The following is an 18,433-nucleotide window of genomic DNA, read 5'->3' on the forward strand; positions in this document are numbered from 1 at the left end:
GCCGAGCAGGGTTCAGCTCGTCCTGCTCTTGATGCGCAGCTCTGCACACAGTCCACCCTGCGCCGAGTTGCGCAGGTGCAGACTGCTTTCAAGTTTGCGCACGATCATGTCGACGATCGCCAGCCCCAGCCCTGCGCCATTGCTGTGACCCTGACTGTAAAAGCGTTCGAACAGGCGCGCCTTCTGTTGTTCGTCGATACCCGGCCCTGCGTCTTCGACTGACAGGTGCGCGCTGCCATCTTCCTGAGCGTGCAGGGCGACGCGAATCTCGCTGGCGGTCGGGGCGAAATTCAGCGCATTGGTCAGCAGGTTCTGCAGGGCAATGGTGATGGCTGCCGGGTCGCTGCGGATCACGCAATCCTCGCCTTCCTCGAACACCAGATCGACGCGCTTCTCCAGGGCCAGCGGCGTGAGTTCGGCCATTTCCTCGCGTACCAGCGTGTTCAGCTCGAAGGTCTGTAACTGGCTGACTTCAAGACGCGGTTCCAGGCGTGCCATGGTCAATAACTGACTGGCCAGGCGGGCGGCGCGGTCGACGCCATGCACGAGGAAATCCAGTGCTTCCAGGCGTTGCTCCGGGGTTTCGGCCTGGCGTGCGTTCTGCGCGTGGATGCGCAGAATGGTCAGCGGTGTACGCAGTTCGTGGGCCGCGTCGGCGATGAAGCGTCGCTCGCGCTCCAGCACACTCTCGATCTGGGTCAGCAGGCGGTTGAGCGCGTACTGCATGGGCTCCAGTTCTTTGGGCAGGGGCGTTACATCAAGCGGTTCGAGGCTTTCGGCATCGCGCTTGCGGATGACCCTGGCCATCGCTTGCAGCGGGCGCAGGCCCCAACCGATGGCCAGCCAGATCGCGACCACCAGCAGTGGCACACCGATCAGCGTTGGCCACAGCGTGTGACTGACAATGCGCTGAATCAGGTCCTGGCGCACGTCATCGCGCTCACCCACCCAGATCAGAAAACCCTGCTGTGGATCGGCGAGGAGAAAGCCGCACCACTCGTGCCCGTTCTCGACCAGATCATGGGAGCCTTCGGTTGCCGGAGGTGCACTGAGCAGCGGCGCTTCGGCCGAGCGCACCAGCAGCTCGCCCGAGGTACGCCAGACCTGAAAGGTCAGCCGGGTTTCGTAGGGATGGGCTACGCCGCTGGTGCCGACCCGGCTCATGGCCTGATCGAACGCCTGATACAGCTTGTCGAGGTCCTGCTCACCCGCTGCGCGCTGACGCAGCACACCTTGCAGCAGGCGCGCGCTCTGGGCCAGCTGTGCATCGTAGACTTCTTCGATTTCGTGATGGCTGTCGCGCAGGGCGAGCAGGCTGATGGTCAGGTCGCCGAGCAGCAGCAGCATCAGTACCGGGATCAGAATGCGCGCGCGTACCGAGGTCATGCCTTGAGCTCCAGCAGGTAGCCGACGCCGCGCACGGTACGGATCAGCTCGGTAGACAGTTTCTTGCGCAGGTTGTGAATCAGCACTTCCAAGGTGTTGCTTTCGACCTTGTCCTGCCAGCCGTACAGGGTATTGGACAAACGCTCGCGGGTGACCACTTTGCCGGGGCGGATCATCAGTTGATGCAGCAGCTGGTACTCCATCGGCGTCATCGGTACTTCGCTGCCCTTAAAGCTGACCTGTTGCGACGTCGGGTCGAGGCTGATGCCCGCGTGCTCCAGCAGCGGTTGCGCACGGCCCTGGCTGCGCCTGAGCAGGGCGCGGACCCGGGCTTTCAATTCATCGACGTCGAAGGGCTTGATCAGGTAGTCGTCCGCACCGGCATCCAGACCGGCAATACGGTCGGCAGTCCCGTCGCGTGCAGTCAGGATCAGCACCGGCAGGGTGAGTGCTTCGGCGCGCAACTGGCGCAGCAGGTCCAGGCCATCCATGCGTGGCAATCCGAGGTCGAGCAGCAACAGGTCGAATGGCTCGCTGCGCAAGGCGTGCAGCGCGCTCAGTCCGTCCTCCAGCCAGTCAAGGGTGTAGCCCTCGGTATTCAGGGCCACGCGGATGCCTTGACCAATGGCTCGATCATCCTCGACGAGAAGCAGGCGCATAGGGTTTGACCGGTGAGTGTGGGAAGAAGGGCGCCATGATGCCGTCAGCAGGCAGCAGCGCGAAGTGCCGTGTGTCCGGGAAGATGTTACGAGCTATTACGTATTAAGCTTTTCCTAAGATTCGTTTCGCACAGTAGGCGCTCCTTAACTGCTTGCGAGTATCTGTCATGCGTAAAGTCCTGCTGATTTCCCTGTGTCTGGCCAGCCCGCTGGCACTTGCCGGGCCGCAATGCACCACGGCTGACAAGTCCCAATGGCAGGATCAGGCCAAATTCCAGGAGCAGCTCAAGGCTCAGGGTTACGAGATCAGCAAGTTCAAGGTGACTGACGGCAACTGCTACGAAATCTATGGTTTCGACAAGGACAAGCGCAAGGTCGAGATCTATCACGATCCGGTGACGGGTAAAGCGGTGAAGACCGAGACCAAGTAATGAGCCGTGTTTCCCTGCGCCTGTGGGACCCGCTGGTCAGGCTGTTTCACGTCTCGATCGCGGGTGTTTTTGTTGCCAATTATTTCTTCAATGAAGCAGGTGGCGACTGGCACATCTGGCTGGGCTATTACGCGGTTGCCTGGCTGGCGGTGCGCGTGGTGTGGGGATTCATTGGGCCGCGCAGCGCACGCTGGAGCGATTTCTGGCCGCATCCGGCGCGCCTGCGTGCGCATATCCGCTCGCTGATCGACCGGCGACCGATACATCGGCTCGGTCATTCCCCGCTCGGCGCGCTGGTCATGGTACTAATGATGGTGCTGATCTTCGGCATGGGCCTGACCGGTTTTCTGATGGAAGAGGTCGATGCCTTGTGGGGCGCCGACTGGCCGCAGGACATCCATGAAATTCTCGCTAACACCTTGTGTGCCCTGGTGGTGCTGCACATGGCCGCCGCCATCTTCGAAAGCGTTCAGGTGCGTGACAACCTGCCCCTGTCGATGCTGACTGGCAAACGACGTCCGTTGCCCGAAGATCGCCATCGCTGAAACCACACCTTTGTTCCTCTTTACAGTGATGCCTCCCGATGCGTGTTATTTCCCGAAACCTGACTGCATGGAGCGCAGGCCTGATTGTTGTGGCGATTTTTCTCAGTGCGTGGCTCAGCCATCCACAGCACCGTATTGCGCCCTTTGCGCTCAGCCCCGCGCCAGTGGGCGCTGAGAGCGTGGCGCCCAAGGCGTCCTATATGTCGCGTTTCGCGTCTTCCGACCTGGACGACTTCGTGCATTCCTCAGCCGTGACAGCATTGCCCGGCGGCGACCTGATGTCGGTGTGGTTCGCCGGTTCTCGCGAAGGGGCGGGCGACGTTGAAATACGCACCTCGCGCTTCGATGCGGCCAGTGGCGAGTGGGGCGGCGAGCAGGTGCTGGCAACCCGTGAGTCCACCCAGTCAGGCACCGGTAAATACATCCGTAAACTGGGCAATCCGGTGATCGCCCTGGCTCCGGACAATCGCCTGTGGCTGTTCTACGTTTCAGTCTCGGTCGGCGGCTGGGCGGGCAGCACGGTCAACGCCATGGTCTCCAGCGACATGGGCGCCAGCTGGTCGCCGCCATGGCAACTGGTGACAACACCGTTCCTGAACATCAGTACGCTGGTGCGCGGCGCGCCGGTGTTTCATGCCGACGGTTCGATCGGCCTGCCGGTCTATCATGAGTTTCTCGGCAAGTTTGCCGAATACCTGTACCTGAGTGCCGACGGTGAAGTGATCGACAAGTTTCGCATCAGCCGTGGCAACAATTCCCTGCAACCCACCGTGGTGCCTTTGGATGGGCAGCGCGCCGTGGCCTTGTTGCGCTATGCCGGCGAGACGTTCCACCGGGTGCTGGCCAGCCGCACCGAAGACGGCGGGCAGAGCTGGAGCGAGCCGTATCCGCTGACCCCGAGCAACCCCAATTCTTCGCTGGCTGCGGTCGGTGTGCCGGGCAGGGGGTTGCTGGTGGCGCTCAATGACCTGCGCGAGGGGCGCTTCAAGCTCAGCCTGTACGGCACTGATGAAGAGATGAACGTCTGGAGGCCCTTGATGGATTTCGACAAGTCGCCCGATCCGCTGGGCACGCCGTTTACCCTTGAGGCGTACAAGGAGGTGATCGGCGAGGGCTTCCGCAGTTCCAGTGGCGCCCTGCGTCAACCGATGGAAGAGGCGTTTCTGAGCAATCTGGACCAACGCGTCTGCTCGCCCCAGGGCTGCGACTTCGAATACGAATACCCGTACTTCATCCGTAGCCCGGACGGCCTGTATCACCTGGTCTACTCATGGAATAACACCTTCATCAAGCATGTCAGCTTCAACGAGGCCTGGCTGGCGGAGCAACTTTTATGATCGCGTTGGGATTGGCTCATCTGGCGTTTGCCTGGACCCTGTTTGTGCTGTTGGCGCCGCTGACCGCATCGTTATGGTGGCGCTGCGGCCTGCTGGCCGCCGTCTCGCTATTGAGTGTGATCTCGATCGACGGGCTGTCGATGGCGTCCTATGCCCGCAGCCTGACCGATGACCTGGCCATCAGCAGCCTGGTGCTGCTGGGCTGGCTGACCCTGCAGCGACTGGGTGTGCTCAAGCCACTGGCCGTGTCCAGGCGCGCGGTGGTGTTGCTGGTGTTTGCTGCGCTGGCACTGACGCTGTACCCGGCCACACTGGGCCTGACGTATTTCGATCCGTACCGCTGGGGTTACAACCCGCGGCCGATGATCATGATTGTCGCTGTCATCGCGCTGGGGCTGGTCTTTATGCGCAATGCGCTGGCCGCGGTGATGCTCAGCGCTGCGACGCTGGCCTTCACTTTCCGCATCAAGCCATCGGAGAATTATTGGGATTACCTGATCGATCCGCTGCTTGGCCTTTACTGTTGTGGGGCATTGCTGATCCTGGCTGTCCGTTTTGTTTATCGCCGGGCAATGGAGACGCGCCGTCCGGCCGCTCTGTCTGTCGGCAATGTCTAGGGGAATGACGATGAGTTGGTTGCAATCGCGACGCCTGCATTATTGGCTGGGCGCGGTCATGGTGGTGTTCCTGCTGTCGGCGTTGCTGAGGGGTGTGTTCTTCTTCGGGTTTTCCGGCATCGAGCCGGGCACGCTGTTCACGCATGGCGAGGTCGCACAGACGCTGGGCATCGGTCTGCGCTTCGACTTGCGCCTGGCGCTGCTGATACTGCTGCCTATCGCGCTGCTGCTCTGGTTGCCGGGCTGGAACCTGATCAGCGTGCGTGCCCTGCGCTGGCTGGCGCGAGGCTATCTGATCGTGGCGCTGGCGATCCTGACGATGATTTACATCGTCGATTTCGGCCATTACGCCTATCTCGGGGTCAGGCTCAACGCCAGCGTGCTGCGCTATCTGGAGGATGCGCAGATTTCCCGGGACATGCTCTGGCAGACCTATCCGGTGTTGTGGATCACTGTCGGCTGGCTGCTAACGGTCGCCGTGCTCGGCTGGGTATTGATCAGGCTTGAACGTGTCACCCTGGACCGTGAGGCCAGGCCAATCAAACGCGGGTCCGTGGTCTGGGGTTCGGCGCTGATGGTCTGTGCTACCTTCCTCGGCCTGCTGGGCCGGGTCGAGAATCTCAATCTGGAAAACCCGGTACCGTTGCGCTGGAGCGATGCGTTCTTCTCCGGCAACAGTCAGGTGGCGGCGCTGGGGCTCAATCCAGCGCTGTTTCTGTACGACACGCTCAAGGTCTCGCAGTCGAACTTCGATGAACCCGAGGTGCGCAAGCACTATGAACGGGTCGCGCGTTATCTGGGCGTTCCCCAGCCAGACGTGCAGGGGTTGAGTTTCAAACGTCACCAGACCGTGCAGCCTTACCGGCTGCCGGGCGAGCGGCCGCCGAATGTCATGTTCGTCATGCTCGAATCGCTGGGCACCAGTGCCGTCGGCGCCTACGGCAACCCGCTGAACCCGACGCCGAACCTGGACCATCTGGCCACCCAAAGCTGGTTCTTCAAGCACTTTTACGTGCCGGTTACCGGCACTGCGAAAACGGTCTGGGCGAGCATCACCGGGGTGCCCGACGTGACACGGCAGGAAACCGCCACGCGTCACCCGCTGCTCACACGGCAAAACACCATCATCAACGACTTCAAAGGGTACGAGAAGCTGTACATGATTGGCGGCAATTCCGGCTGGGCCAACATGAACGCCTTGATCCGTCGCAGTATCGACGACGTACGGCTGTATGACGAGCGCGATTGGAAGTCACCGCAGGTGGATGTCTGGGGGATTTCCGACCTGGACCTGTTCAAGGAGAGTGACCGGATCCTGCGTGCGTTGCCAGCCGACAAACCGTTCTTTGCCTACGTGCAGACTGCGGGTAATCACCGGCCGTTTACCATCCCCAAAGACAACGACGGTTTTCAGGTCAGCGACAAGACTGTTGAGCAGGTTCAGGCCGCCGGTTCGCGCAGCGTGGAGCAGTACAACGCCGTGCGCCTGCTGGACTTCAATATCGGGCGATTGATGGAACTGGCCAAGGCGGGCGGTTACTACGAAAACACCATCTTCGTGCTGTTTGGCGATCACAACACGCGGATCAGCCAGATCCCGCACATGGCGCCGGCGTTCGAGCAACTGGGCCTGGAGAGCAACAACGTCCCGCTGTTGATTCACGCCCCCGGCCTGCTGGGCACACGGGTCGTCGACGAAGCGGTCGGCCTTGCCGACCTGTTGCCGACAGTCGCCGGGATGGCCGGTATGGACTTCACCAGCGGCACCATGGGCCGTGACATTCAGCAGGCGGCTCCAGAAGGTGAGCGTGTGGTGCCGCTGGTACTGCGCGAAGGTACGTTCCCGCTGATCGGCGGTGTCACGCGCAACTACCTGCTGCAAATGGAGCACGACGGCAGTTCGCCCACGCTCCACGACCTGTCTTCCCCCACGCCGCTGGACAACGTTGCCGAACAGAACCCGCAAGAGTTCGAACGGCTGCGCGACCTGACCCGCGGCCTGCATGAAACCTCGCGAATGATGCTGTACCAGAACGTGCGTTGACAGAGAGAGCCGGCTTTATTCAGGGGCATACGCGAGCCGCCGGTCGAGTCGGTGGCTTGCGTCTTGCGTAAGGATGGCATCGCAATTAGATGATGTTAAAGTGCTTGCTCCTGTGAACCGCGCACGCACCAAACGCGTATAGGGCTCGGTTTTCGACTATCGCCTTTAGTTGAGCGCGTATTTCGCGGGGAGTTGTAGACCGTCGTCTTGTAACCCTGACTCTTTTTCTTTATGGATTGTGGTATTTCATCGCAAACGCAGGAAAAAACTGTCAGATTTTGCTCTGAATCTGTATTTTGGCGGCCTGTTTTCGCTCGGATGCGTTTTCTGCCCATTGCACACTCAAGAGCCTTCCTGGATGCCGGCAAGTTTTTCATCTGTTACCCCGCCGAAACTGCTTGATGCACTGCGTGCTGAGACGAGTCAGTTGCACGTCAGGCTTGAAAAACGCATGCCATTTTTTTCATCCGCTCTGGATCGCGCCCATTACCTGCGCCTGCTTCAGGCTTACTACGGTTTTTATGCACCGCTTGAAGCGATCCTGCATGCCAGTGCCTTGATCCCCGCGGAGCTTATCCCGCTCGAGAGGGTCAAAACCCCTGTGCTGGTCGAGGATTTGCGTGCGTTGGGGCTGTCCGACCATGACATTGGCCAATTGCCTCGCTGCGAACAGTTACCCGCTGTTGATTCTCCCGGGGCCTGTATGGGGGTGATGTATGTGCTGGAAGGGGCCACATTGGGCGGGCAAGTGTTGCGACGCGAAATAAACAAGCGTCTGGGTCTGGATGAGCAAAGTGGAACGGCCTTTCTCGATGTGTACGGTGCCCGCACCGGACCTCGCTGGAAAGCGTTTCTTGATCATCTGGATGAAGTACCCCAAGAAGTTGCCTTTACTGATGCCGCCGCTTTTGCAGCGCACTCCACATTTGCATGTTTCGAGCACTGGCTCGAGGGTCAAGAGGTACTGTTATGAGCCAACTCGACAAAGATGCCTTTGAAGTCCTCCTGGCCAATTGTGCGGATGAGCCCATTCAGTTTCCCGGTGCCATTCAACCTCATGGCCTGCTGTTCACGCTGACAGAGCCCGAGCTGACGATCCTGCAAGTCAGTGCCAATGTGCAGACCGTGCTGGGCCATGTGCCGGAGGAGGTGCTCGGCAAGGGGCTGGACTGTGTGCTGGGCGCTGGCTGGGCCGACGTGATCCGAAGCGCCAGTGCTCATGATTCGTTCATTGACGCGCAACGCCTGCTGATGTCCATCAACGGCATCGAGTTCGAAGCCTTGCTGCACCGCCATCAGGGCGTTCTGGTTCTGGAGCTCGAAATTCAGGGCAAGGATGCGCAATCGGTCAGTTATTCCGAGCGCACCGGCAACATGGGGCGCATGTTGCGTCAACTGCACGCTGCGAGTGATCTGCAGACCCTGTATGAAGTCAGCGTCCGCGAGATCCAGAAAATGACCGGTTACGACCGGGTGCTGATCTACCGTTTCGAAGAAGAAGGTCATGGTCAGGTGATCGCCGAAGCCTCGGCGCCAAGCATGGAACTCTTCAACGGTCTGTTCTTCCCGGCATCGGACATTCCCGAGCAGGCGCGCGAATTGTATCGCCGCAACTGGCTGCGCATTATTCCTGATGCCGATTACACCCCGGTGCCCCTGGTGCCTCAACTGCGCCCGGACACTCAGCAGCAGCTTGACCTGAGTTTTTCGACGTTGCGCAGTGTTTCACCGATCCACTGCCAGTACATGAAGAACATGGGCGTGCTGTCATCCATGAGTGTGTCGCTGATTCAAGGCGGCAAGTTGTGGGGATTGATCAGTTGCGGCAACCGTACGCCGCTGTACGTGTCCCACGAACTGCGCAGTGCCTGTCAGGCGATCGGCCAGGTGCTGTCCCTGCAGATCAGCGCCATGGAAGCGCTGGAAATAAGCCGTCAGCGAGAGGCGAAGGTCAGGGCGCTCGAGCAATTGAATCTGGCCATGGCCGGGTCCGAAGAAAACGTCTTCGATGGCCTTGCGCAGCAACCACAGTTGTTGATGGATATGGTGGGCGCAACCGGCGTCGCCATCATCGAAGACCGGCAAACGCATTGTTTCGGCATCTGCCCGGAGCCGTCCGACATACGTGCACTGCATGCCTGGATGATCGCTGGTGGCGAACCAGTGTATGCCAGTCATCATCTATCCAGTGTCTACGCGCCTGCCGAGGCTTATCAGCCAATCGCCAGCGGCGTGTTGGCGATGAGCCTGCCAAAGCCGGTCGACAACGGTGTTATCTGGTTTCGTCCCGAGGTCAAGGAAACGGTCCAGTGGAGCGGTAATCCGAAAAAACCACTGGATATGGAGAGCTCGGCAGGCGGCATGCGTCTTCGGCCGCGCACCTCGTTTGAGATCTGGAAGGTCGAGATGACCGGGATCGCTACGAAGTGGAGCTATGGCGACGTGTTCGCTGCCAATGACCTGCGCCGCTCCGCCCTGGAAAACGACCTTGCCCGTCAGGTGCGCAGGGAGCAGCAGGCTGTTCGCGCCCGCGACGAACTGGTAGCGGTTGTGTCCCATGACTTGCGTAACCCGATGACGGTCATTTCCATGCTTTGCGGAATGATGCAGAAGTCGTTCAGCTCCGATGGGCCGCACACGTCGCGACGTATTTCCACGGCAATCGATACCATGCAGCAAGCCGCCAGCCGCATGAATGTGTTGCTGGAAGACCTGCTCGACACCTCGAAAATCGAAGCAGGCCGTTACACGATTACGCCGCAGCCGCTGGAAGTCAGCCAGATATTCGAGGAGGCCTATACCTTGCTGGCCCCGCTGGCGATGGACAAGTCCGTCGAAATTTCCTTCAGCGCCGAGCCGGACATCAAGGTCAATGCTGACCCGGAGCGCCTGTTTCAGGTGCTGTCCAACCTGGTTGGCAACGCTATCAAATTCACCCCGAAACTGGGCAAGATCGACGTGTCAGCCATGTCCAACGGCTCCGAAATCGTGTTCACCGTGCGGGACTCCGGCGAGGGTATCCCTCCCGAACAGTTGCCGCATATCTTCGAACGCTACTGGACCGTCAAGGAAGGCAACCCGACCGGCACCGGCTTGGGCCTGTACATCTCGCAAGGCATCATCAAGGCCCACGGCGGTGAACTGGCTGCGCAAAGCCGGGTGGGCGAGGGCAGCGAGTTCCGCTTCACGGTGCCAATGGCGGTTTGATCGCTTTCTCAGGCTTGCAGTGAGTTTCAGCTCAAGCCTGAGTCGCATCAGCCCTGATACCAGTTAGTAGCCTTTTCGATGTATTCAACGTTCGCTGGAAGTACCTCGCGCAGGAAGGCGAGGTACTTGCCCATCAACGCCTTGCTGGGAAAACGCGCGGCAAAGCCGGTGGTGATATCGTCGCAATGGATGATGACCATCAGGCGTTTGTGATCGACCGTGACGAATTCGTGCAGTTGCCATGGGGCGGTTTGTCGATGGTGGACAGGGTTTTCCCAGGTCAGCAGTTTGATGGCGGCGATGAAAGCCATCGCTACCGGACCGACCAGAAAGAGTAACGATCCGGTCAGGATGGCGACGAGTCCGAATACCAGCATGACGAAAATGGCGATGCCTTTGAAGAAGCTTGAGGCGAAGTCGGGGTAGTGGAGGTAATACTCGACCGTGGCTCCATCGGTTTTCAGGGTGTAGTTGAAGATGGTTTTTTGGCGGATGAGCAGGCCTACGAAATAGGCGAGATACCCTACAAGTGCAAGAACTGTGTATACCAAAGAATAAAGGCTATCCGAAAACATTATCCAGCCTCCCCAAATAAAAAGTGAGCTGGCGGTCAGATAGAAGGCGATAAATCCAAGCTGTGTGATCATGATCTCTTTAGGTGACCTCGCCAGCGTTTTGACTTTCCAGTTTAAAATGTCTTTGCCTTTCGGCAGGTCTAAAGCCTTTTCTTGCTGAGTCATATAGGTGTGCCCTCTGCGACTTCCAGGGTAAGGGAACCAGTTCTGCTTGATGCCTTTACCGCGAGTTCCATCGCCGCCAAGCCGTCAATAGAGGTATCGCCTCTTGTGCCAAGCTCCATCTGAAAAAGATAGCTTCTATCGTCCTCGCCGGAATTTATAAGGTCAGACGGATACCAGAGTTGTAGCTCCAGAAAAGTTGCTTCCTTATCAAGCGGCACCCAGGTTTCCCAGATGAGGTCCTCGTTTTCAGGGGGCATTAGAGGGTAGGTGAAGTCTTCACTAGCCTTGGCAGTTGGTTTGTTAGTGAGCATCCCGAACTGCTCGACCTTCCTGAATTTTCCGCGGTTCAGAAACGCTTCATATATTGGGGTATCTATTTTTTCTACAGGTAGCACGCCCCACGGGCGCTTGCTACTTACAATGTTGAAGTGGACAGATTTGCCGCGTAAAAAGTGTGGGAAATACACCTGTACCCCAGCGCCATTTTGCACAGCGACACTCATATAGTCGCCTTTGCCAAGGTAACGATCCTCATAATGCACGGTACTTTTTACATGAGCTTGCGGAGATAATTGAATTTCCATCAACGCGCTTACTTCTTCATTCTTACCTTTTGCAGTCTCGTCGTAGCGATAGTCTATGGTTCTTGACCAACAGCACTTACGTAGCCACCAGCCCACACTGTCTTGCTTGAAATAGTTTAGGGTCATCGTGGCAAGGAGATAAATAAAGCCAACTGCCATCAGGGCTACGCTGAACCACGAACTCATCGCAATAATCGTAAAAGTGCTAGCAGGGAAAACGCCTGCTAATAGCTGTGCCGAAGAACCTAAACCCATCAGGAATACAGCAACTCTCTTAATACGGAGTCCGTGTTTTTCATCTGAAGTTTTAGCTGCGTAAAAATCATCCAAAGCGTCAAATAGCTCTAATGTAACCGCCGCGATCCCAAACGCCCCCATCGCCACCATCGAGCCTCTAAACCCCCTTATCGCATACCCCCAAACCGCATTACCTCGTGCTTTCCAGTAAGCCGCCGATTTATCGAGAATGCCTATGTCATATCCGCCAATAGAAAGAGGCTTGGCTGTACTGATAACCCCCCACGGTGCTTCAACAAACACCGCCATCAGCAAGTTAAAGCTATACCCCAACCCATACGTCACCTTGCCGATGTCCTTGGTGCTGAATTCGCCATCCCGAGTAAGGTCGCGATAGGTGAAGGCGGTGTTGATGAAGTTGAGCATGATCACGCCCCAGGTGATCGAACCGGCAATCCCTCCCAGTCCATCGAGCCAGCGCCTGACGGTGCTCAGCCATTCTTTGGCGATGGCTTTGCCGGACTGGAAGTGCAGGCGAATTTCGTCCTGCAACTGCTTGGCGTATCGGTTGTTCTGATAGTCGAGCAGGGCGGGCATGCTCAGTTCGTGCAGGCGAAGCTTTTGCTCGAGCGCGCGCAGGTGGCTGGCGATGCTTTTGCGGGGGTTGTAAGCGGTTGGGTAGAGCCAGCTGCGACGGATATCACTGATCTGTTTGTTGAGTACCCGCCATTCGCTGATCCAGTTTTTCAGTTTCGCGAGCATGTTGTGATCGATCGCAATACGCGCCTTTGAATCGAGCAGGATCTGGCCGATCAACAGTGTGCGAATCAGTGCGACGATGTTCTGCTGCTTGCCCACCGCCAGACGGCTGTCGATGGGCACCCAGGCCAGCAGGATACTTTCGAACGTTGCCTTGCCAGCACTGCTGGCCAGTTGGCCGAGGGCTTTGAAGGTGTCCTGAACGGGTTGTTTCAGCGCCTTCATCCACGGCTTGTCGGCAAAGCCCTGGTGATTGAGCGTGCCGTTGAGTTCGCCGATGCGGGTAGCCAGGTTGGTGATGTCGCCAAGGCCGTTCAGCAGCGCGTTGGCTTCCTGGTGCAGCGCGTGCTTGAGCGCCGGTGAGAAGCCGTAGCGCAAGGTGCCAAACAGGCTGCTGTCGTTGGCTTCCTGCTCGGCGAGCCAGGCGCTGGCGGCGTTGTCCTGAGCGTAAATGATCTGCAGGTTAAGCATGAGCGTTTGCAGATAAAGCAGGCTTTCAGGGTGTGTGGGGTCGACAAACAGCTTGAGCGGTTCCGTGCCCAGATGGATCGCCCATTGCTGGAAATCGCTTTGCGTGTCACGCACCTGTAGCAGCAGTGTGTCGCCGGTTGGCAGGTGCTGCTGAAGGTACTGACGCGCACCGCTCAGATCGACCTCGCGCCGCCATTTGTGGCGATCGTTCCAGGCTTGCAGGGCGTCGTCGGAGGGCGCCCTGCCGTAACGCATTTCAATCGATCTGCGCATCTCCGGGCTTTTGAAAATATCCGGCAGCAACAGCACGCCACCGGGAGCGGTGTTGTTGCCGATCTGCTCTTGTTCAAACGTGCATTGTTCAAAATAGGCTTCGACGTCGCTCAGGTACTGATGGGTGAGCGCGGCATTGTCGCGCACCGATGCCGGCAGTTTCTCCGGTTCGCTTTCAGCGCCACATAGCGTGGTGACGGTCTGGGCGATCTGGAGCTTGTGTTCGTGCTCGGCTTGCCAGTTACGATAGGCGGCCTGATCGCCAGCCAGTTGCATGCCCAGATCATTGAAAATGGCCAGCGGATCATCAAGAGCAATGAGCAGGGAGCTGTCCTGGTCTTCAACGCTGCCCTGCCAGAAAACGTCAGCGCCGATTGGCGAAAACAGCGGCTGGGTTTCTTCACTGGAGGACTCGGACGTAGGAACAGCCGAGTCTGCAAAGCGGTCATCATCAACCACATGCTCCTTGTCGATGTCCGCCACCGCTTCGGCTATGCGGTTCAGTGGCAAGGTATCCGGCTCGGCCATGGTCATGCAGTAGCGTTTCAGATCCAGCGCTTTCATCCATGAAGAGCGGCTTTCCGGATTCGAGCGCAGGTGTTCGCAGATTCGCCAGGTCCACTGCTGCGCTGAAAAGGCGATGCGCAGCAGGTTGCTTCGCGGATACAGCAGGAAAGGCTTGGCATCGCTGCCGCCACTGCGCTGGTTGCTGCCAAGCTGCGCATCGGTCCAGACAATACGGCTCAGGTTGCCGGTGGCGGCTGACACCGCGTACTCGTGCAACGTCTCTGCCGTTTCGTCATAGACATACACATAGCCGTCATACAGTTGGCGAAGGGTATAACTGCGTGTTTTCAGCTTCGGCATCACCGCCCAGCGGCTGCCCGTGAGTAGCGGTTTCAGCTTCTGGGGAGCGGCATCGTAGCGGGAGCGGTCCAGCGCATAGCGCACCGGCACGATAGCCACGTCAGGTCCTCGGAAGGGACACAGGCTGGTGGCCGTGGCGGGTGTTTTGGCGAACGTTGCAGCACGTCGTTGTGTATGGGTGCCGGATTTTTCGATCATGCATGGAATCTCTGCGCAGAAACGGGCGATATCGCCCGCTGTATGCAGAGGTGCATTCCAAGATATGTGCCGACTGTCTATTTACCTATAAAAAACAAATAGATAGAGATTTAAAGCAAAGACATTGAGCAAAAAAAACGTGAAATAGTGCGCAAACGTCTGCGCACATGCGCCGACTCATTCCTGTGTGCTGCAGCGTTTTAAATACAAGCCTTGGTCAGTTTTATGCGGGTATCGGGTGCGCAAAAATCTGCGCATCCCGCTTCATGCCAAATACGCAGGATCACGCTGTCTTCGGCCATGGTGATCAGGCGGGGCCTGCCACCTTGACTGCTGACGAACGACTGACCCGCAATGCCACCAGGCTACCAACGATGGTCAGCGCGGCCAGTGCATACAGCGCCAGGGTAGTCGAGCCGGTTTGATCCTTGATCCAGCCCACCAGGTAAGGGCTGAGAAAGCCTGCCATCTGCCCAATCGAGTTGATCAGCGCCAGCCCGCCTGCGGCAACGCTGGCGCTCAGCAGGGCGGTCGGCAATGGCCAGAACATCGGCAGGCTGGTCAGCGCACCCATGGTCGCGATAGTCAGCCCGATGATGGCAACGATGGGCAGCGTCGCGAAGTTGGCGGCAATGATCAGGCCGGTCGCGCCCATCAGCATCGGGACCACCAGATGCCAGCGGCGCTCATTGCGCAGGTCGGCGGAGCGGCCGGCCAGCAGCATGAATACGCCCGCCATCAGGTACGGCACGGCGCTGATCCAGCCGATTACCAGTGCATCGCTGAAACCGAGGTTCTTGATGATCGACGGCAGCCAGAAATTGATCGCGTAGACGCCGCTTTGAATGCAGAAGTAGATAAAGCCCAGAATCCATATGAACGGCATGCTCAGCACTGAGGCCACCGAGCTTTTGCCGTGTACCGGGCGGCTCAGTTCATCGTTGGTGATATCGGTCTTGACCCGCTGACGCTGCTCGGGCGTCAGCCAGCGGGCATCCTCGACCTTGTCGCACAGCAGAACGAAGGCCAGCGCACCCAGCGCCACGGTGGGCACGCCCTGAATCAGAAACATCCATTGCCAGCCGGCCATGCCGCCCTGGCCCGCAGCGAAATGATTGAGAATCCATCCGGAAAACGGGCCGCCCAGCAGGCCGGAGACCGGAATGGCCGACATGAACAGTGCCATGATCCGCCCGCGACGCTGATTCGGATACCAGCGCGAGAGGTACAGCACGATGCCGGGGAAGAAACCGGCCTCTGCCATACCGGTCAGAAAGCGCAGCGCGTAGAACTCGACCGGCGTGGTGACGAACAGCAGGCAGGTCGAGAAGATTCCCCAGGTAATCATCATCAGACCGATCCAGCGACGCGGCCCGAAGCGGTTCAGCGCCAGATTGCTGGGCAGGCCACACAGCACGTAGCCAATGAAGAAGATACCGGCACCGAGGCCATAAACCGTCTCGCTGAAATTCAGGGCATCGAGCATCTGCAGCTTGGCGAAGCCGACGTTCACGCGGTCGAGGTAATTGAACAGGTAGCAAATGAAGATAAACGGGATAAGGCGCAGGGTGATGCGACGGTAGACAAGATTGCCTTCAGCGTCGCCCACCTCGTGGGTCGAAACAGGTGTCATGGCGGGTGTTCCTCTGTGCTTGTTGTTTTTATATAGCCCGATAGCTATTGGATGCACGCTTGATCATAGGTGGCCGGTGACGAAAACGCTTTGGGGGTTTGCACGGCGGCAGGGGGCATGCGTTGTGTGATTGCACAACGCAGGTACGCGGGGGAGGTTATGGCTTGTCGCCAACGTCAGTACGCAACGAACATCACAGCGCCGGGGCCAACGCTCTACTCGACCGCCTCATACGGCAGGCCCACGTAGTTCTCGGCAATGGTCCTGCGCCCGGCTTCCGAGCCGACGTAGTAGTCCAGTTCGGTCTGCTGGATGCGCTGGCTGAAGGCGTCGGTGTCGGGGAAGTTATGCAGCACCGACGTCATCCACCAGGAGAAACGCTCGGCTTTCCACACGCGGCGCAGGCAGATTTGTGAATACTTTTCCAGCAAGTCAGTGCGGCCTTCCTGATACACCTTGAGCAGGATGCGGTATAGCGTGCTGACATCGCTGGCCGCCAGGTTCAGCCCCTTGGCACCGGTTGGCGGGACGATGTGCGCGGCGTCGCCGAGCAGGAACAGGCGACCGTACTGCATGGGTTCAACCACAAAGCTGCGCAGCGGCGCGATGCTTTTCTCGATGGACGGCCCGGTGACCAGACGCTCCGCCAGATGCTCGGGCAGGCGGGATTTGAGTTCATCCCAGAAGCGCTCGTCCGACCAGTCTTCGACCTTCTCGTCGGCACTGACTTGCACGTAATAGCGGGTGCGAATGGCCGAGCGCATGCTGCACAAGGCAAAGCCGCGCGGGTGATTGGCGTAGACCAGCTCTTCGTTGACCGGCGGCGTATCGGCCAGTACGCCGAGCCAGCCGAACGGATAGACGCGTTCGAATACCTTGAGGGCGTCAGCGGGAATCGATTGCCGTGACACTCCGTGAAAGCCGTCACAGCCGGCAATGTAATCGCAGTCCAGGCGCACGGTCTCGCCGTCTTTCACGAACGTCAAGTACGGACTATCGCTCTTGAGGTCGTGCGCCTTGACGTCCGCGGCATCATAGATCGTCATTGCACCGGTCGCTGCGCGCGCGGCCATCAGGTCGCGGGTGACTTCGGTCTGACCGTAGACCATTACCGTCCTGCCATCGGCGAGACTCTTCAGGTCGATGCGCTCGCAGCGACCGGCGAACGCCAGCTCGAAACCGTCATGGATCATGCCCTCTGCGTCCATGCGTTCGCTGACGCCCGCTTCACGCAACAGGTCGGTCATACCTTGTTCCAGAACGCCGGCGCGGATGCGCGAAAGGATGTAATCGGGGTCCTTGCGCTCGAGGATGACGTTGTCGATGCCGGCACGCTGCAGCAGTTGGCCCAGCAGCAACCCGGAAGGGCCTGAACCGATAATGGCAACCTTGGTCTTCATGGCGATAGTCCTGTCTTTTGATCCCTGCCAGGTTTAGCCAGCGGGACGTGTTTGTTTTTGTCTCCTGCATTTTTAATGGATGCCGTCTGGATAAGAAGGCAATATCCGCTGCATTATCTGGACTTTTCGAGGGTCCGGACGAGAGAGGACGACATGGCCAGACCTGCCACAGCAGCGATACCGGTGTTCAAGCTCTACGGAGAGACCACGGCCTGGCCCACCCCGGACCTGATCCATTGCGAGTCGATCCCCGAGCGCAGCAGGATTCACGAATGGGAGATCAAGCCGCATCGGCATGGCGATCTGGTCCAGCTGCTTTACGTGCAGTCGGGCAAGGCCATGCTCAAGGTCGAGGACCGGGTCAGCGAGGTCGAGATGCCTGCGCTGCAGGTCGTTCCCGCACTGAGCGTGCACACTTTCAGGTTTTCCAGAGATATTCAGGGCCATATTCTCAGCCTGGCCAGACCCTTGGTGGAGCAACTGGAGGCTGCGCTCGACGTCTCTGCCCTCAGCGCTTCCCGCTGCTATGTGCTCGGGGCAGACAGCGATTATGTGGACACGCTGTTCAATGCCATTGCCGATGAATACCGGCAGCCCAGAGCGGGCCGCGATCTGATGCTGCACTCGCTGGTCAATGTGCTGGCGGTATGGCTCAGCCGGCGCAGCAGTGAGCATGCCGGCGAAGAGACTCATGCGATGGATCGCGGTCGCGAGCATTTGCAGGTATTCATGCATCAACTGGAGGCGAGTTTTCGCGAGCACTGGTCGATCGACCAGCATGCTCAGGCGATGGGTATCAGCGCCGCGCATTTGAATGCACTGTGTCGGCGGCTGTGCAATCAGTCGGCCTTGCAGATCATCAGTGAGCGCTTGTTGCTGGAGGCCAAGCGCAACCTGATCTACACCACCCTGACCATCAATCAGGTGTCAGACAGCCTGGGTTTTTCCGAGCCTGCGTATTTTTCGCGCTTCTTCAAGCGCGCTACCGGGCAGTCGCCCAAGGCCTTTCGCCAGCAGAAATAGAAACGGGGTGTTCAAGAGCACC

At 58.8% G+C, this 18,433-nt stretch carries 14 protein-coding genes; 8 read left to right on the forward strand and 6 right to left on the reverse strand.

What is annotated here, in order from left to right; genetic code table 11:
• Positions 1-12 precede the first annotated feature (12 nt).
• Both JOE34_RS14360 and JOE34_RS14365 read right to left on the reverse strand, forming a co-directional pair.
• Positions 13-1,386 carry a sensor histidine kinase gene (locus JOE34_RS14360; protein ID WP_010413249.1) on the reverse strand — a complete coding sequence of 458 codons (1,374 nt, stop codon included), beginning with the start codon at positions 1,384-1,386 and terminating at the stop codon, positions 13-15.
• On the reverse strand, positions 1,383-2,045 hold the full coding sequence (locus JOE34_RS14365; RefSeq protein WP_010413251.1) for a response regulator: 663 nt from the start codon (positions 2,043-2,045) through the stop codon (positions 1,383-1,385). The genes JOE34_RS14360 and JOE34_RS14365 overlap by 4 nt, the downstream gene beginning before the upstream one ends.
• Before the next feature lie 167 nt (positions 2,046-2,212).
• Here JOE34_RS14365 and JOE34_RS14370 point away from each other — a divergent pair, with 167 nt between their 5' ends.
• The 7 genes from JOE34_RS14370 (at position 2,213) to JOE34_RS14400 (ending at position 10,226) form a co-directional block, all read left to right on the forward strand.
• The gene (locus tag JOE34_RS14370) at positions 2,213-2,476 is read left to right on the forward strand and encodes a PepSY domain-containing protein (protein WP_003349279.1); all 264 of its coding nucleotides are present in this window, start codon (positions 2,213-2,215) and stop codon (positions 2,474-2,476) included.
• A complete protein-coding gene (locus tag JOE34_RS14375; protein ID WP_017279184.1) occupies positions 2,476-3,021 on the forward strand; it encodes a cytochrome b/b6 domain-containing protein in 546 nt (181 codons plus the stop codon). The genes JOE34_RS14370 and JOE34_RS14375 overlap by 1 nt, the downstream gene beginning before the upstream one ends.
• 38 nt (positions 3,022-3,059) lie before the next feature.
• Positions 3,060-4,358: a sialidase family protein gene (locus JOE34_RS14380; RefSeq protein ID WP_017279183.1), complete on the forward strand. Its 1,299-nt coding sequence runs from the start codon at positions 3,060-3,062 to the stop codon at positions 4,356-4,358.
• Positions 4,355-4,975, forward strand: a complete 621-nt coding sequence (locus JOE34_RS14385) for a hypothetical protein (RefSeq protein ID WP_003314790.1) — start codon at positions 4,355-4,357, stop codon at positions 4,973-4,975. The genes JOE34_RS14380 and JOE34_RS14385 overlap by 4 nt, the downstream gene beginning before the upstream one ends.
• Positions 4,976-4,985: 10 nt before the next feature.
• On the forward strand, positions 4,986-7,019 hold the full coding sequence (locus JOE34_RS14390) for an LTA synthase family protein (RefSeq protein WP_046266503.1): 2,034 nt from the start codon (positions 4,986-4,988) through the stop codon (positions 7,017-7,019).
• 358 nt (positions 7,020-7,377) lie between these two features.
• Positions 7,378-7,992, forward strand: a complete 615-nt coding sequence (locus JOE34_RS14395; RefSeq protein ID WP_046266502.1) for a biliverdin-producing heme oxygenase — start codon at positions 7,378-7,380, stop codon at positions 7,990-7,992.
• Positions 7,989-10,226 (forward strand): ATP-binding protein, encoded by a 2,238-nt coding sequence (locus JOE34_RS14400; RefSeq protein WP_024661335.1) that lies wholly within the window; start codon positions 7,989-7,991, stop codon positions 10,224-10,226. Before JOE34_RS14395 ends, JOE34_RS14400 begins: the two co-directional genes overlap by 4 nt.
• A 47-nt stretch (positions 10,227-10,273) precedes the next feature.
• Here the strand turns inward: JOE34_RS14400 and JOE34_RS14405 are convergent, their stop codons facing one another.
• The 4 genes from JOE34_RS14405 to pobA form a co-directional block, all read right to left on the reverse strand.
• Positions 10,274-10,966: a hypothetical protein gene (locus JOE34_RS14405; RefSeq protein ID WP_010413287.1), complete on the reverse strand. Its 693-nt coding sequence runs from the start codon at positions 10,964-10,966 to the stop codon at positions 10,274-10,276.
• Entirely contained in the window at positions 10,963-14,355 is a 3,393-nt protein-coding gene (locus JOE34_RS14410) for a toxin VasX (protein ID WP_209996011.1), read from the reverse strand. The genes JOE34_RS14405 and JOE34_RS14410 overlap by 4 nt, the downstream gene beginning before the upstream one ends.
• Before the next feature lie 307 nt (positions 14,356-14,662).
• Positions 14,663-15,988 (reverse strand): MFS transporter, encoded by a 1,326-nt coding sequence (locus JOE34_RS14415; protein ID WP_046266337.1) that lies wholly within the window; start codon positions 15,986-15,988, stop codon positions 14,663-14,665.
• Positions 15,989-16,203: 215 nt separating this feature from the next.
• Entirely contained in the window at positions 16,204-17,388 is a 1,185-nt protein-coding gene (gene pobA, locus JOE34_RS14420) for a 4-hydroxybenzoate 3-monooxygenase (protein WP_003391284.1), read from the reverse strand.
• Between the two features lie 153 nt (positions 17,389-17,541).
• On the opposite strand from pobA, the gene JOE34_RS14425 reads away from it, so the two are divergent.
• Positions 17,542-18,411 (forward strand): helix-turn-helix domain-containing protein, encoded by an 870-nt coding sequence (locus JOE34_RS14425; RefSeq protein ID WP_003422144.1) that lies wholly within the window; start codon positions 17,542-17,544, stop codon positions 18,409-18,411.
• The last annotated feature ends 22 nt before the right edge of the window (positions 18,412-18,433 follow it).

The sequence above is a fragment of the Pseudomonas sp. PvP028 genome, from assembly GCF_017832255.1.
In the GTDB taxonomy this organism is placed as follows: domain Bacteria; phylum Pseudomonadota; class Gammaproteobacteria; order Pseudomonadales; family Pseudomonadaceae; genus Aquipseudomonas; species Aquipseudomonas syringae.

Excerpts from the sequence above, each read along its gene's own strand:
- JOE34_RS14385 (WP_003314790.1), top strand. The coding sequence starts at position 4,355 with ATGATCGCGTTGGGATTGGCTCATCTGGCGTTTGCCTGGACCCTGTTT.
- JOE34_RS14360 (WP_010413249.1), bottom strand. The coding sequence starts at position 1,386 with ATGACCTCGGTACGCGCGCGCATTCTGATCCCGGTACTGATGCTGCTG.
- JOE34_RS14405 (WP_010413287.1), bottom strand. The coding sequence starts at position 10,966 with ATGACTCAGCAAGAAAAGGCTTTAGACCTGCCGAAAGGCAAAGACATT.
- JOE34_RS14425 (WP_003422144.1), top strand. The coding sequence starts at position 17,542 with ATGGCCAGACCTGCCACAGCAGCGATACCGGTGTTCAAGCTCTACGGA.
- JOE34_RS14380 (WP_017279183.1), top strand. The coding sequence starts at position 3,060 with ATGCGTGTTATTTCCCGAAACCTGACTGCATGGAGCGCAGGCCTGATT.
- JOE34_RS14400 (WP_024661335.1), top strand. The coding sequence starts at position 7,989 with ATGAGCCAACTCGACAAAGATGCCTTTGAAGTCCTCCTGGCCAATTGT.
- JOE34_RS14415 (WP_046266337.1), bottom strand. The coding sequence starts at position 15,988 with ATGACACCTGTTTCGACCCACGAGGTGGGCGACGCTGAAGGCAATCTT.
- JOE34_RS14365 (WP_010413251.1), bottom strand. The coding sequence starts at position 2,045 with ATGCGCCTGCTTCTCGTCGAGGATGATCGAGCCATTGGTCAAGGCATC.
- JOE34_RS14390 (WP_046266503.1), top strand. The coding sequence starts at position 4,986 with ATGAGTTGGTTGCAATCGCGACGCCTGCATTATTGGCTGGGCGCGGTC.
- pobA (WP_003391284.1), bottom strand. The coding sequence starts at position 17,388 with ATGAAGACCAAGGTTGCCATTATCGGTTCAGGCCCTTCCGGGTTGCTG.
- JOE34_RS14375 (WP_017279184.1), top strand. The coding sequence starts at position 2,476 with ATGAGCCGTGTTTCCCTGCGCCTGTGGGACCCGCTGGTCAGGCTGTTT.
- JOE34_RS14370 (WP_003349279.1), top strand. The coding sequence starts at position 2,213 with ATGCGTAAAGTCCTGCTGATTTCCCTGTGTCTGGCCAGCCCGCTGGCA.
- JOE34_RS14410 (WP_209996011.1), bottom strand. The coding sequence starts at position 14,355 with ATGATCGAAAAATCCGGCACCCATACACAACGACGTGCTGCAACGTTC.
- JOE34_RS14395 (WP_046266502.1), top strand. The coding sequence starts at position 7,378 with ATGCCGGCAAGTTTTTCATCTGTTACCCCGCCGAAACTGCTTGATGCA.